Source organism: Campylobacter sp. CNRCH_2014_2452 (assembly GCF_025772865.1).
In the GTDB taxonomy this organism is placed as follows: domain Bacteria; phylum Campylobacterota; class Campylobacteria; order Campylobacterales; family Campylobacteraceae; genus Campylobacter_D; species Campylobacter_D lari_D.
Genome location: NZ_JAKMSX010000016.1, coordinates 1 through 14,076, shown reverse-complemented (window position 1 = coordinate 14,076; position 14,076 = coordinate 1). Strand labels below are relative to the sequence as shown.

The following is a 14,076-nucleotide window of genomic DNA, read 5'->3' as shown; positions in this document are numbered from 1 at the left end:
CTTCTATATTTTCTTCTATATTTTCTTCTATATTTTCTTCTATATTTTCTTCTATATTTTCTTTATCTAAGCTATCTGAAAAAACTAAATCATCTTCTGTTTTCTCTTCATCTATTAACTCACTTGTTGCATCAAACATATCATCATTTTTTAATCCATCACCTAAATTCTCTTCAAAAAAATCTTCTTGTAAATTTAAATCATCTTCACTCAAATTTTCTTCATGTTCAGACAAATCAATACCTTCTAAAAGTTCATTTCCATCCAAAGGCATATCTTTACCAACAACTTCCTCATCATCAAAATTTAGTTCATCTTCGCTCAAAGCATCTTTTTGAATATCATCCAAAACCCCATCTCCACTTAGAAGATTTATAAAATCGGTAGGTAAAAACGGTTTATACAAACACTCTATACCTTCTTTTTGTTCTAGGTTTCTAGGTAACAAATAAATCAATCTATCACATTTACTTTTTAAATCATCTAAATCAGCCTCAATATCATGATCTATAATAATTACATCATAAAATCCCTCAAGCTCCTCAATACCCGTGAGCTCCTCAAAATCATAACCTAATTTTTGAACTCCCAAACTAATTAATTTTGAAACAGCTATATTGGAATTTATTAGCAAAACCCTCATTATCATCTCCCAAGAATAAAAAATACATTATTTTAAAACATTTTTAATTATTTAATGCTTATATATTAAAAAATAACAACTCCATATGCTCAAAACTTTTTACTATTAAATTTTTAAAATATTGCATCATAATAAGTAAAATAGCAATAAGAACCGCGAAAGACAAAAATATCTTGATAGGATAACCAACCACTAAAAGATTAAATTGCGGCATAGTTTTCATAAGCATGCCAAAAATCACATCTGATAGCAAAGAAATAGCTAAAACAGGAAAAGCCATAGAAAAACCAAGCACAAAAATATTTACCATAGCTTTATTTAAATAAAGCATTAAATTTTCATGTGGATAAAATCCACCTAAACTAATATATTCCAATGAATTAGATATAAAAAGCAAAATCAAATGATGTCCATCAAAAGCTAAAAATACAAGCAAAGCTAATAAATTTAAAACTTGTGAAATTACAGGAGTATTTGCACCTGTTGTGGGATCCATAACACTAGCCATTGAAAAACCCATAGTAAAAGAAATCTGCTCACCTGCCATTTGCAAAATGGCAAAAGTCATTTGCAAAATCATTCCTGCTATCATCCCAAAAATAACTTCACTTAAAAGATATAGAATAAAAAAAGAATCAGGTGTATTATTTTCAAGTTTAGCTAAAGGGTATAAAAACATTGTTAAAAACATTACCAAAGTTGTTTTTACCACCAAAGGAATACTATTATGAGAAAAAAAAGGGAAAAAAACTATCAACCCACTCATTCTAGCAAACAAAAGCATGAAAATAACTACATTTTCATCACCTAAATATTTAACAAATTCCATGGTTGTTTAAGTGAAAAACCTTATCACATTTTTTAGCAAGCTCTTGATCATGCGTAACAAAAATTAAAGCTGCATTGTTTTCTTTGATATAATCAATCAAAATATCCATTACATTTAAAGCATTTTTAAAATCTAAATTTCCGGTAGCCTCATCTGCAAAAATAATTTTTGGCTTCTTGCTTAAAACCCTAGCTATACTTACTCTTTGCTGTTGTCCACCGCTTAATTTTGTGATTTTTTGATTCATTAAATCTGCAATATCAAGTTTTTTTAATAATTCATAATCAATATTCTGCCCACTTAAAACACTCGCAAGTTCTATATTTTCAAAAGCCAAAAAACCTTTAAATAAATAATGCATTTGAAAAATAATACCAAAATCTTTTCTACGAATTTCTAGCAAAGCTTCATCATCTAAGTCGTATAAATCTTGATTATTATAAAAAACTTTTCCCGATTGAGGTTTTAATAAGGTAGATAAAATATGCAAAAGAGTAGATTTACCACATCCACTGCTTCCACATACTGCAATACAATCTTTTGTATTTAAAGTAAAATTTAAATTTTCAAAAAGCGGAATATCAAAACTATGGTTTAAATTTTCCGCTTTTAAAAGTTCCATTTTTAACCAATTTGTGCAGCAACTTCAGCAGCAAAATCTTCAGTTTTCTTTTCTAGGCCCTCACCTACTTCAAAACGAATAAATTTGACTATTTTGATAGTTCCGCCTAGTTCCTTTTCTTTATCAGCAATTACTTGTTCGATAGTTTTTTTATCATCCATTACATAAAACTGACCCATTAAAGTAAGTCTGCTATCAAGTTGAGAGTTATCTGCTATAAAACTATTCAACTTACCTGGGATAATATTAGGCCAAATTTTTTCTGGCTTACCTTGTGCTTGAAGTTCAGCCTTAATAGCTTCTTCAGCTGCTTGAATTACCTCTTGAGTTAATTGTTTTCTGCTTGCATATTTTGGAATTTTATGCTCTGGTTTATTAGGATCTTTTAATCTTCTTCTTTCTTCATTTTCTTTTTCTAACTCAGCAACTAAAGCTTTATACTCATTTTCTACAAAATCCATATCAAGCTCTTCATAAGATAAATAACTTGGCTTCATTGCAGCAATATGCATACAAATATGTTTTAAAAATTCTCCACACTTGCTAGCCGTAGCTTCACTATCGCAAGCTGCAGCAATAACTACACCAACACGACCATTGGTGTGAATATAACCATTTACTATGCCATTAGCACCTTCTTTTAAAGTAGCAAATCTTCTAACAACTAAATTTTCACCAATAGTTGCAATTTGGCTTTTTAAGTACTCTTCAAATTTAACACCATTAATCTCACTTGAATGTAATTCTTCAACATTTTGAAGACTCTTAGCTTGAATATGTGCTGTTGTATCTTTTGTTAAAGCAATAAATTGTTCATTTTTAGCAACAAAATCTGTTTCTGAGTTAATTTCACTTACAGTTGCACATTTAAAATCATCACTTACTTTTACACTTACTAAACCTTCAGCAGCTAAACGATCAGCTTTTTTATCAGCTTTTCCAAGTCCTTTTTCTCTTAAAAGTTGCACTGCTTTTTCAAAATCACCATCTGTATCTTTTAAAGCATTTTTACAATCCATCATACCTGCGCCAGTACTCTCGCGCAGTTCTTTTACCATTTGTGCAGTGATTTCAGCCATTACTCTTTATCTCCTTCAAAATCTTCTTCACTCATAGCTTCTTCTAAAACTTCTTTTTTCTCTTCTTCAGAAATAGGCTGTTCTTCGCTAACTTCACCATCTTGCTCTCTTAATGCTTTACCTTCATTGATTGCTTCAGCCATTTCTTGACAGAAAAGTTGGACCGAACGAATTGCATCATCATTTCCTGGAATTGGGAAATCAACTAAATCAGGATCGCAGTTTGTATCTAGTGGAGCAACTACAGGGATTTTTAATCTATTAGCTTCTTGTACTGCAATTTTTTCTTTAACAGTATCAATAACAAAAATCATATCAGGTTGAGTTTTCATATATCTAATACCACCAAGATATGCTAGTAATTTTTCTTTTTTTCTAGTAAGCATTAATGCTTCTTTTTTAGTTAAAAGTTTAATACTTCCATCTTCTTCCATTTTTTCTATAACTTCTAATTTTCTAATTGATTGGCGGATAGTTCCAAAATTTGTCATCATACCACCAAGCCATCTGTGATTTACATAAGGCATACCACATTTTTCAGCGTATTCTTTAATCGCTCCACCTGCTTGTTTTTTAGTTCCAACAAATAAAATTGTCTTACCTTCTGCTGCAGCGTCACGAACAATGTTATATGTATATCTAAAATATCTAAGCGTTTTTTGCAAATCAATTACATAAATACCTTTTCTTTCACCAAAAATAAATTTTTTCATTTTTGGATTCCATCTTCTTGTTTGGTGTCCAAAGTGTACACCACACTCTAACAAATCTCTCATGCTTACCATGAAATTCTCCTTGAAATAAAATAATTAGGTTTATTCCTCCGCATTCTTTAACCCATAAGCAACCTAATAAGGAAATTAATGCGTGTGAAATGAAAAAATATTATATCAAATTTTATTTTATATTTAGCTTATTATTGAAGAAAAAGAACGCCACAAGGCGTTCTTTGAGTAAATTAGTGTAGTTTAGACCAAACTGATCTTTTCCAACCTATAGCAAAAATACTTAAGATAGCAAAGAATATCATAATATAAATTCCTGTTTGCTCTCTTTCTTCTTTTTTACTATCACCAACTTTTTCAAGATAACTAATAACTTGAGTTTGTGCTTTTTCATTTAGACCAACTCTTGGCATAGCAGTTCCATGAATTTTCTTTTGAGGTTCATTGATGAAGATTTCAAGATAATGCGTGCCTTTAGAACGAATCATCATAGATAAATCCGGAGGCGTCATACCAAGATAATTTTTTAAATCGCTCATATTTGAACTTGAAATAAAACCATCATATTTTACATCATGGCATCTTCCGCAAGCATTTTCAAATGTATGTTTGTTTTTAGCAAAATCAAATTCTTTTGCAATTAAAGCCGTTTTTGCTTGCTCTGAAAGCTCTTGGTTTTTAGCATATTTTTCTTCTAAATCTGCTTTTAATTTTGTATCAAATTCCTTCTCATACTCACTAGCTGTATTTTTAAAGAATGCAATTAAATCTGCTAAATCTTGATTATCTTGTGCTTCATCACCACTTAAAGGATAAGCAGGCATTAAGAATGGATTTTCATCATTAAATTTATGTGAAATTTGCAAAACCTTAACTGGATCAACAATCAGTGCTGCTAAAAATTTCTCATCATAAATAGCACCCGCATCACTTAAATCAGGAGGTGTTACACCTAAAGAAGAATCTGTAATAGTAGCAGGAATTCCGACGGCTTTCACACCATGACATGCAATACAATTTCCTTCAAAAAGCTCTTTTCCTTTTTGTGCATTACCTTTACTAAAATCAATTTTTGCGATTTTTTCCCATAATTGCTTGGTAGCTTCTTCTTGGCTTTTAGCAAGCTCTAGTGCTTTTTGAGCATTAGCTATAGCTTTTTCACTTCCTGAAGCATTAGCATCTATTGCAGCTTTTTCTTTTAAAGCAACTTCGCCTTTGGTAAATTCTACATCAGCTTTTGCAAAGTCAAAATTAACCGGAGTTGAAGGAGGATTCATCACTGAATGTGCATAAGGCTCAACCCCCCAATAAACTAAACCTGTGAAAAAGACAACTACAAAAAATATTTTTAATTCTCTCATTATTAGCCCCTTTTTCTTTCCATGATAGTAATAATTGGTAAGACTACTAACAATAATAGTAAAAATACCATAGAAGCATAAAATCCTATCCAAGCATTAATTCCTGTTGGAGGAAGCTTTCCATAAACTGTTAGTACAATTAAATCTATCAATAACACCCAAAACCATGCAAAAAACATTGGTCTTTCGTGTGCTGGTTTCACAACATCACTTCTATCAAGCCAAGGTAACAAGAAGAAAATAATTTGTGCTATACCAAACGCTGCAAGACCTATATCAAAAGCTTTAATGCTTCCAACATCAAAGAAAAATCCTCTTAAAACTTCATAACTCCATAAGAAATACCACTCAGGATAAATATGTGGAGGTGTTTTTAAAGAATTTGCTGGGTCAAAGTTAATTGGATCCATTGCGAAATTAAATTTAAAACACACCAAATAGAAGAAGAAAATCATAAATAACGCAATATACATAAAATCTTTAGCTAAAAATCCTGGCCAAAAAGGAATAACTTTAGAACCTTTTGTATCACCTGCTAAATATTTTTCAGCTTCCAAATCAAAATCAATTTCTTCTGAAATTTCATTATTTACATGAGGAATTCTTAAAGAATAAAAGTGGAATGCAATAATTGCTAAAATTACAATTGGCAATAAGCACACATGCAGCATAAAAAATCTAGTTAAAGTTGGATCTGATACTGCAAAATCTCCTCTTATCCAAATAACTAATGCATCACCTATAAAAGGAATTCCGCCAAAAAGCTGAGTAATAACTTGAGCAGCCCAAAAACTCATTTGTCCCCAAGGTAACATATACCCACTAAATGCTTCTGCTGAAAATACAACAAACAAAAGCATACCGCTAATCCAAATCATCTCACGACCCTTTTTATAAGAGCCATAATAAATTCCTGTTAACATATGGATATATATGATTAAAAACACAACTGAAGCAGCCACACCATGCATATGACGCCAAAGCCAACCATACTCTACTTCTTGCATGATAGTTTTATTAACACTATCAAAAGCCAAAGCCACATCTGGCTTATAATACATTACTAAAAATAGACCTGAAATAAATAAAATAGCAAAAAGAGTTGTCAAGATAACACCCATTGCCCATAAGAAGTTAATTTGTTTTGGTATCCAATACTGAGCCATTAAAACATTAAAAAGCTTATTTACAGCTAATCTTTGATCAAGCCAATCTATAATACCACTAGCTTTTTTTATCTGTGCCATATCAAGCCTCCGCAATCATTTTTTTATATTCTGGACCTTCTTCACCTAACACTAATTTAGTTCCATCAATTCTAAAAGGAGGAATGTCCAAAGGTCTTGGAGGAGGACCAAATACATTTTTACCACTAGTGTCAAATTCGCCACCGTGGCATGCACACTTAAACAATTTCTCACTTGGAGCATAAGCTGGAATACAGCCTAAATGCGTGCAAAGACCAATAACTACAGTATATGCAACATCACCCACAATAACATCCCTACTGCTATCTTTTGCCATATCCGCATCTTTTTTTAAGATAAATATAGGCTTTTTACGCCACTCGATTGTTCTTAATTCGCCTTCTTTCATACCAGAAAGATCTACGGTAGTAATACCTGCTGCTTTTACACTTGGGAGCGGATCCCATGTTTTTTTCATTGCAACTAATGAAAAAGCACCACCCACAGCAGCTACCGTTCCAAAGGCAAAGCCCATAAAGCTTCGTCTACTTTCAGATGTAGCCATTTTACTTCCTTTGTTTTGATTTATTTGTTGTAAAGTATAGCAGTTTATCTAAAAAATAATAAATTTTTTCTTTATATAAAAAAGCTTTATTTAAGATATGCAAGTATTTATTTAAAATAACAGAAGTGTATTTATTTTCAAATCAAAACAATAGATAAGTTAATATCATCTATTGTTTTTCATTTTGATATAAATATGCAAAATATCTAAAGCAGCAGGGGTAATACCACTAATTTGCGAAGCAGCAAAAATAGTTGGCGGATTAAATTTTTGCAGTTTTTCCACCACTTCATTACTCAAACCACTTACACTTTTAAAGTCAAAATTTTCAGGAATTTTTAAGTCATTTAAGTTTTTCATTTTTTCTATTTGTGCTTTTTGCATTGCTATATAATGATAATATTTTGCTTCATTTAAAATTTCATTTAAAGAATACTCATCCATTTTTGCAAACATTTCATCTAGAGCTTTTAGTTTTTCTATATTAAAACTCGCTCTTGCAACAATTTTTTGCAAACTTACTATTGAGGTAATTTTTTCTTCTTTAATGCTTTGCAAAAATTCATTATTTTGATTGCTTGGTGTCCATGTAGTTTGAAGTAAAAACTCAAGTCCTTTCCTAACATTTTGCTTTATATTATCAATATATGCATAGTCTTCTTGACTTAAAAGTTTAAAATTATGTCCATATTCTCCAAGTCTTAAAATAGCATTTTCTTCTCTTAAGAGCAGTCTATATTCAGCTCTTGAAGTAAACATTCTATAAGGCTCTTTTGTGCCTTTCATTACTAAATCATCGATTAATACCCCTATATAAGCCTCATCGCGTCTTAATACAAAAGGCTCTTTTTCATCAATTGCTAAAACCGCGTTCACTCCTGCCATAAAACCTTGCGCAGCTGCTTCTTCATAACCAGTAGTTCCGTTAATTTGCCCGGCACAATACAAATTTTTAATCTTTTTAGTTTCTAAAGTATGTTTTAACTCCGTTGGATCAATATAATCATACTCTATGGCATAACCAAAACGCGTGATTTTAGCATTTTCAAAACCTTTTATACTTCTTAACATCGCAATTTGCACTTCATAAGGAAGTGAGGTAGAAAAGCCATTGATATAATATTCAGTAGCATCTTTAGTTTGTGGCTCTATAAATAAATGATGACTTTCTTTATCACCAAAACGATTAATCTTATCTTCTATAGATGGACAATATCTTGGACCTATACCTTCAATTTGTCCTGTAAAAAGCGGAGCGCGGTAAAAGTTACTTTTTATAATCTCATGTGTTTTTAAATTTGTTCTTGCTATATAACATGGATGTTGATTAGGCTTGAAATTTTTTGTTTTAAAACTAAAGGCCTTAGGATTTTCATCTCCGGGTTGAATTTCTAAAACACTAAAATCAATACTTTTAGCATCTACTCTTGGACAAGTTCCTGTTTTTAACCTCCCTACTTTTAAACCACTTTGTTTTAAATACTCACCCAAATTTACAGACGCAAGCTCACCTACCCTACCTGCTTGAAGCTTAGTTTCACCTATATGGATAAGTCCATTTAAAAAAGTTCCTGTTGTAAGTATGATTTTTTTAGCAAAATATGTATTTTCTAAATTAGTTTTAACGCCCTTAACTTCATCATTTTCTATAAGTAAAGACAAAGCTTGCTCTTGAGAGATTTCTAAATTTTCAAGTTTTAAAAGCTTATTTCTAGCACAAATTCTATAAGCATCCATATCAATTTGCGCTCTACTTCCGCGAACTGCAACACCTTTGCTTTCATTTAAAATTCTAAATTGAATTCCAGCCTCATCGGTAATTTGCCCCATAAGCCCACCCATAGCATCAAGCTCTTTTACCAAATGTCCTTTTGCTAAGCCGCCTATAGCAGGATTACAACTTGCAGCACCAATTTGCTCGATTAAAGTAGTTAAAAGTAAAGTTTTTTTGCCCATTCTAGCAGCCCCGGCACTAGCCTCAACTCCAGCATGCCCGCCACCTATTACGATTATATCATACATATTTTGACCTCATTTTTATAAAAAAGGCAAAAATTATATAATATTTTTTAAAATAAAACACTAAAAATACTTTTTGAAATTTAAAAGTTTTGGATAAAATCTCATAAAAATTAAAGGTATTGAATGTTTAATGGATTAATCCGCGAATTAGCCTTTGTCAAATCATATCAAAACAACACTTTAAGATTAAAAGCAAGTTACAAGCCAAAACTAGGCGATAGTATAGCAGTTAATGGTGCGTGCTTGAGCGTAACAAAACTTTTTGATGATGGCTTTAATCTTGAACTTTCTTATGAAACAAGAACTCACATAGCTATTGAAAATTTAAAAGACTATGTGCATATTGAACCTGCATTAGCTTATGGCGATAGAATAGATGGGCATTTAATGCAAGGACACATTGATGGTATTGGCGAAATTACTAATATTTCTAAAAAAGAAAACGGAGTTGATTTTTATATTAAATGCCCTGATAATATACAAATTTATATGGCAAATAAAGCAAGTGTAGCTATAGATGGAGTAAGTTTAACTATCAATGAAGTTTTAAAAGATAGTATTCGTTTGACTATTATTCCTATAACCTTTAATGAAACCTTGTTTAAAAATTACACCATAGGAAGACGCGTCAATATAGAAAGTGATCTTTTAGCAAGATATATACACAGACAATTAAATTATAAAAAAGAAATTTCATGGCAACAAATAGACAAGATTACATCACTTTATTAGAAAATGATTTCGCAAAAGCTTTTGTAGCCTTTGATCAAGATTATAATATTTTTAGAGCAAAAATTCATGATAATATTTTTCCTCGGGAAAATTCTATAAAAAAGTGTGTATTTTTAAATCAAATTCATTCTAATATCATCACTCATTATAATAAAAATTTTCACTTTAATGCTGATGGGATAATTAGCAATGAAAAAAATATAGCTTTGTGTATTTTAAGCGCTGATTGCTTGCCTTTACTTTTATATGATGATAAAAATAAAGCCGTAGCAGCTTTGCATTCAGGTAGAAAAGGTTGTTTTGCAAATATCTTAAAAGAAGCTATTTTGAAAATGCAAAAAAGCTTTAATACTCAAACCAAGAATTTAAAACTCATCATTTCAGCAGGAATTTGTGCTAAAAATTATGAAATTAATGGCGAGGTTTTAAACCACAGCAAAGAAAATTTTGCACATTTTTTACATAAAAACAAGCTTGATTTAAAAGCATTAGTTAAATTTCAAGCAAAAGAATTAGGTGTTAATGATATTTTTGATATCAATCTTTGCACCTTTGATGATGAGAGATTTTTTTCTTATAGAAAAAATCAAACTCCAAAGCGCATTGTTAGCGTGATTTATTTAAAGGATTAAAATGTATGAAGTAAAAAATCTACTTGCTTTAAAAATTCTACAAAAAGCTAGAGAATTTGGTGATAATGACTTAAGCAATGAACTTTTAATCACTCAAATGCTAAATCATACCCCACAAACTCTAAATCAAAACGATACTAAAAATTTAAATGAATTTATCACAACGCTTATAAATGCTAAAGAAAAAGCTAAAATGAGCAATAAATAATTTTAATTTTTCCAAGTTAAAATAAATTTTGTTCCTTTCTTTAACTCACTTTCTACTTTTATTTTTATATTATGTTCTTTACAAATTTTATCTACCAAAGAAAGTCCTATACCAAAACCACCTTGATTTTCATTAAATCTTGAATAACGCTCAAAAATATTAGCCAAATTTTCCTTTGCTATACCACAGCCACTATCTGCTATTATAAGTTTTTGCTCTAAAAGAGTTATTTTAATATGACCATTTTTTATATTATATTTTATCGCGTTATTAACAAGATTATCAAACATTTTAAAAAACTGCTCTTTATTGGCATAAATTTTTCCATTATCCTCTAAAACAAGTTCTAAGTCAATATTTTTTTGCTCTAAAAATATCTTAAAATACTCCATTCTTTCTTTAATCAAATTTTTTAAAAATATCCAATCTTTTTTAGCTTCATAAGCTTGAGAAAAATTTAAAAAAGTTAAATCTGAATACAAATGACTCAAAGTCAAAGCCGCTATTTTTACGCGTTTTAAAGCCTTAATTTCTTCAAAATTCTTTTTTCTTTCCAAACTCTCTACACTCATTAATATCGCACTAATTGGCGTATTAATCTCATGAGTAGTATCTTTTATAAAATTATTTAAAAATCTTATCCTCATTTCTAAAGGCTTGAGCGCAAATTTAAGTATTAAATATCCTACTAAACTAACAAAAATCAAAGAAAGTACCATAGCTAAAGCAACTTTAAATCTTATAAATCCAAGTTCTTTAGAAATATCATCACCTTGTATTAAAACTCTTAAACGATTTACATCTCCTAATATTTCTAAAGCACTTTGATTTTGATTATCAGCAAGTAACAAGCTATTTAAATTTATATCAGCTACATAAATCAAAGTGTTATTGTTATAAATATTCGCATTATTTAATTTAAAAAAAGTTGTTTGAGCAGATAAATCAAGATTAGAAAAATAAACCTTAGTTCTATCAAATATTGCAAATTTTATATTAGAAATTTGAGCTATTTTCTTAGCACTTTTTCCTATGGGTTCAAAACGCGATTTTTCCATTTGCAAAATCACAAAACGATGTTCTTGTCTTAGCTTTATGCTATATTCGCTTATTAAATCTTCTATTAACTTAGCATACCATATACCAAAAAGCACTATAAGAATACTTCCTACACTTACTAAATACAAAGAAAGAATTTGCCATGCAACGCGCTTGGCTTCATGCATAACAATACCCTCTTCCTCTTTGATTGATAATGCTTTCTTTTCCTAAAATTTTTCGTAAATTTTTCACATAAGCTCTCAAACTAAGCTCACTTGGCTCTTGGTCATATTCCCAAATTTCTTCAAAAATATAAGCAGTATCTATAAATTTACCTTTATTTTTCAAAAGTAATGATAAAAGTTTTAATTCTTTTAAAGGTAAAGACAATGGCTTATCGTTTTGATATAAAGTTTGCGATATAAAAGCAAATTTAAAACCATTTCCCAAGTCCTCATAATCTTCATTTTTATGCGCAAAAGAACGCTTTAAAATAGCATTAATCCTTATTTTTAACTCCTGCAACTCAAAAGGCTTTTTGATATAATCATCACAACCACATTCAAATCCTTGTTGTAAATCCATAGTAGTGTTTAAAGAGGTCATAAAAATAGCTGGGGTATATCTACCTGCTTCTCTTAAATTTTTAAGCACACTAAAACCATCTCCTAAAGGGACTTTTACATCAAAAATCCATAAATCAAAATTTTTCTCATAAGCTTTATCTTGCGCATCTTGAGCATTATCCACCAAAATCACTTCAAAGCCTTCTTCTTCTAAAAACTCACCAACAATTTCCCCTAAGTTAATATCATCTTCTAGTAAAAGAATTTGCGTAGCCATTTTAAGCCTTTTATGCTATTTTAATTTAGATTATTATATTTTTTTTATGTAAATTTAGTGTGAATTTAGCATATTTAAAGGCAAGTATTTATAAAATATTAACTATTTTATTGAATTTAGGATTTTATTATGTTGCCAAATTGGGATCAAAAATATAGTATTAATAATGAAAAAATTGACGAACAACATAAAAAACTTTTTGAACTTGCCGCCAAAGTGGAAGAAATTTCAGATAGGCCAGTTTATCAAGTCGAACTTAAAAAGATAGTTGCTGAATTTTTTCACTATATTAAAATTCATTTTCAAGATGAAGAATCCTATATGACTGAGATTAATTACCCTTATCTAAATCAACACAAACTCATGCATAAACAAATCACAAAATCCATGATAAAACTCATACAAAGTATAAAAAGTACAAATGATTTAAAAGAAAAATTATATATAGTAGTTAATTCATGGTTGATAGAACACATCATTCAGCATGATATGATGATAGAACATTGGCGTCAAAACACCCAAGCAAAGAATTCTTCAGATACTTTTGAAGAAGAAGCTCCAAAACCAAAAAAATTCTTATATCAATGTCAATGCGAAGGAAAAACACACAAAGTTCCTTATGATATTCATTTAAAAATGCAATATTCTAAAGTGCAGTTTAAATGTAAAGAATGCTCTGCTAATTTAATACAATACAAAGAAAAAATAGAAATCTAATAAAAATTAATAATAATTTAAAATATAGTAAACTATAATGCTTATAAAACTCTTCTAAATATAAACAAGGAGCTAACATGCTACCAAAATGGTGTAGTAAATATAGTATCCATAATGAAGAAATTGACAGACAGCATAAAAAACTTTTTGAACTTGCTGCAAATGTCGAGATGATTTCAGATAAACCTGTCCATAAAGGACAAATTAAATTTTTACTTGCAGATTTTTTTAATTATATGAAAGAGCATTTTGCCGAAGAAGAAAAATACATGGCAAAAATAGGTTATCCTGAACTTTCTAACCATCAAAAAATTCACAAAAGTATCATCCAATCTATGATTGATTTAATTCAAAATCTCAAAAGCACAAATGATCTCAAAGAAAAACTTAATGTCATTGCATCAAAATGGCTTTTAGAGCATATTTTAAGAGAAGATATGAAGATAGAAAAATGGCATCAAGCACAACTAAATAAAAATACCAATACTATAACTTTTCAAGAAACTCAAGAAATTTATGAATATATTTGCTCTTGTGTAAATAAAATTCACAAAGTTCCTTGCGAAATTCACCAAAAAATTCAATTAAACAATGCAAGTTACAAATGTAAAACTTGTCAAGAAGCTATCAAACTAAAATAAAGGCTATAAAATGAATAAACGCTACACCTTAACTATTCCATTAGAGCTTTATGAACGCTTAAATCAAACTGCGAAATTTTCTAAAAAGAAAAAAGCTGAAATTTTACGCAATGCTTTAGAAAATTATCTTGATGAAATAGAAGACTTTGCTCCAGCCATAGAAGCTTTAGAAGATTTAAAAGATGGAGATAGTAAAAAACTAGATAACATTATAAAAAAATTAAAATGT

16 protein-coding genes and 1 pseudogene are annotated in these 14,076 nt (G+C 29.8%); 6 read left to right on the top strand and 11 right to left on the bottom strand.

The window, feature by feature from the left end; all coding sequences use genetic code 11:
* The 9 genes and pseudogenes from L8X38_RS08040 to mnmG form a co-directional block, all read right to left on the bottom strand.
* A pseudogene (locus L8X38_RS08040) lies at positions 1-643 on the bottom strand (hypothetical protein); the annotation flags it as partial.
* A gap of 58 nt (positions 644-701) precedes the next feature.
* Positions 702-1,472: a flagellar biosynthetic protein FliR gene (gene fliR / locus L8X38_RS08035; protein ID WP_133318669.1), complete on the bottom strand. Its 771-nt coding sequence runs from the start codon at positions 1,470-1,472 to the stop codon at positions 702-704.
* On the bottom strand, positions 1,459-2,094 hold the full coding sequence (locus L8X38_RS08030; RefSeq protein ID WP_133318668.1) for an ABC transporter ATP-binding protein: 636 nt from the start codon (positions 2,092-2,094) through the stop codon (positions 1,459-1,461). Before L8X38_RS08030 ends, fliR begins: the two co-directional genes overlap by 14 nt.
* Positions 2,095-2,096: 2 nt before the next feature.
* Positions 2,097-3,173: a translation elongation factor Ts gene (gene tsf / locus L8X38_RS08025; RefSeq protein ID WP_263661736.1), complete on the bottom strand. Its 1,077-nt coding sequence runs from the start codon at positions 3,171-3,173 to the stop codon at positions 2,097-2,099.
* Complete coding sequence (rpsB, locus tag L8X38_RS08020) at positions 3,173-3,958, bottom strand: 30S ribosomal protein S2 (protein WP_087700911.1); 786 nt, start codon at positions 3,956-3,958, stop codon at positions 3,173-3,175. The genes tsf and rpsB overlap by 1 nt, the downstream gene beginning before the upstream one ends.
* Positions 3,959-4,131: 173 nt before the next feature.
* Positions 4,132-5,259, bottom strand: a complete 1,128-nt coding sequence (locus L8X38_RS08015) for a c-type cytochrome (RefSeq protein WP_263661735.1) — start codon at positions 5,257-5,259, stop codon at positions 4,132-4,134.
* A gap of 2 nt (positions 5,260-5,261) precedes the next feature.
* Positions 5,262-6,506, bottom strand: a complete 1,245-nt coding sequence (locus L8X38_RS08010; protein WP_133318666.1) for a cytochrome b — start codon at positions 6,504-6,506, stop codon at positions 5,262-5,264.
* Between the two features lies 1 nt (position 6,507).
* Positions 6,508-7,011, bottom strand: coding sequence for a ubiquinol-cytochrome c reductase iron-sulfur subunit (gene petA / locus L8X38_RS08005; protein WP_133318665.1), 504 nt, complete (start codon positions 7,009-7,011; stop codon positions 6,508-6,510).
* A gap of 165 nt (positions 7,012-7,176) precedes the next feature.
* Positions 7,177-9,033 (bottom strand): tRNA uridine-5-carboxymethylaminomethyl(34) synthesis enzyme MnmG, encoded by a 1,857-nt coding sequence (gene mnmG, locus L8X38_RS08000; protein WP_263661734.1) that lies wholly within the window; start codon positions 9,031-9,033, stop codon positions 7,177-7,179.
* 123 nt (positions 9,034-9,156) lie between these two features.
* Here mnmG and ribE point away from each other — a divergent pair, with 123 nt between their 5' ends.
* From ribE to L8X38_RS07985, 3 genes are read left to right on the top strand one after another with little or no spacing between them, the layout of a single operon-like run.
* Positions 9,157-9,765 (top strand): riboflavin synthase, encoded by a 609-nt coding sequence (gene ribE, locus L8X38_RS07995; protein ID WP_133318663.1) that lies wholly within the window; start codon positions 9,157-9,159, stop codon positions 9,763-9,765.
* Positions 9,729-10,397, top strand: a complete 669-nt coding sequence (pgeF, locus tag L8X38_RS07990) for a peptidoglycan editing factor PgeF (RefSeq protein WP_263661733.1) — start codon at positions 9,729-9,731, stop codon at positions 10,395-10,397. Before ribE ends, pgeF begins: the two co-directional genes overlap by 37 nt.
* 1 nt (position 10,398) lies before the next feature.
* Positions 10,399-10,605: a hypothetical protein gene (locus tag L8X38_RS07985; protein WP_133318661.1), complete on the top strand. Its 207-nt coding sequence runs from the start codon at positions 10,399-10,401 to the stop codon at positions 10,603-10,605.
* Positions 10,606-10,607: 2 nt separating this feature from the next.
* Here the strand turns inward: L8X38_RS07985 and L8X38_RS07980 are convergent, their stop codons facing one another.
* Both L8X38_RS07980 and L8X38_RS07975 read right to left on the bottom strand, forming a co-directional pair.
* A complete protein-coding gene (locus L8X38_RS07980) occupies positions 10,608-11,831 on the bottom strand; it encodes a sensor histidine kinase (RefSeq protein ID WP_263661732.1) in 1,224 nt (407 codons plus the stop codon).
* Positions 11,824-12,489 (bottom strand): response regulator transcription factor, encoded by a 666-nt coding sequence (locus L8X38_RS07975; protein ID WP_263660850.1) that lies wholly within the window; start codon positions 12,487-12,489, stop codon positions 11,824-11,826. Before L8X38_RS07975 ends, L8X38_RS07980 begins: the two co-directional genes overlap by 8 nt.
* A gap of 129 nt (positions 12,490-12,618) precedes the next feature.
* Between L8X38_RS07975 and L8X38_RS07970 the strand changes: the two genes are divergently transcribed.
* The 3 genes from L8X38_RS07970 to L8X38_RS07960 all read left to right on the top strand — a co-directional run.
* On the top strand, positions 12,619-13,206 hold the full coding sequence (locus tag L8X38_RS07970; protein ID WP_263661731.1) for a bacteriohemerythrin: 588 nt from the start codon (positions 12,619-12,621) through the stop codon (positions 13,204-13,206).
* A 77-nt stretch (positions 13,207-13,283) separates the two neighbouring features.
* Complete coding sequence (locus L8X38_RS07965) at positions 13,284-13,847, top strand: bacteriohemerythrin (RefSeq protein WP_263661730.1); 564 nt, start codon at positions 13,284-13,286, stop codon at positions 13,845-13,847.
* A 10-nt stretch (positions 13,848-13,857) separates the two neighbouring features.
* Positions 13,858-14,076 (top strand): CopG family transcriptional regulator (locus L8X38_RS07960; protein WP_263661729.1); only part of this gene is annotated, 219 nt, incomplete at its 3' end.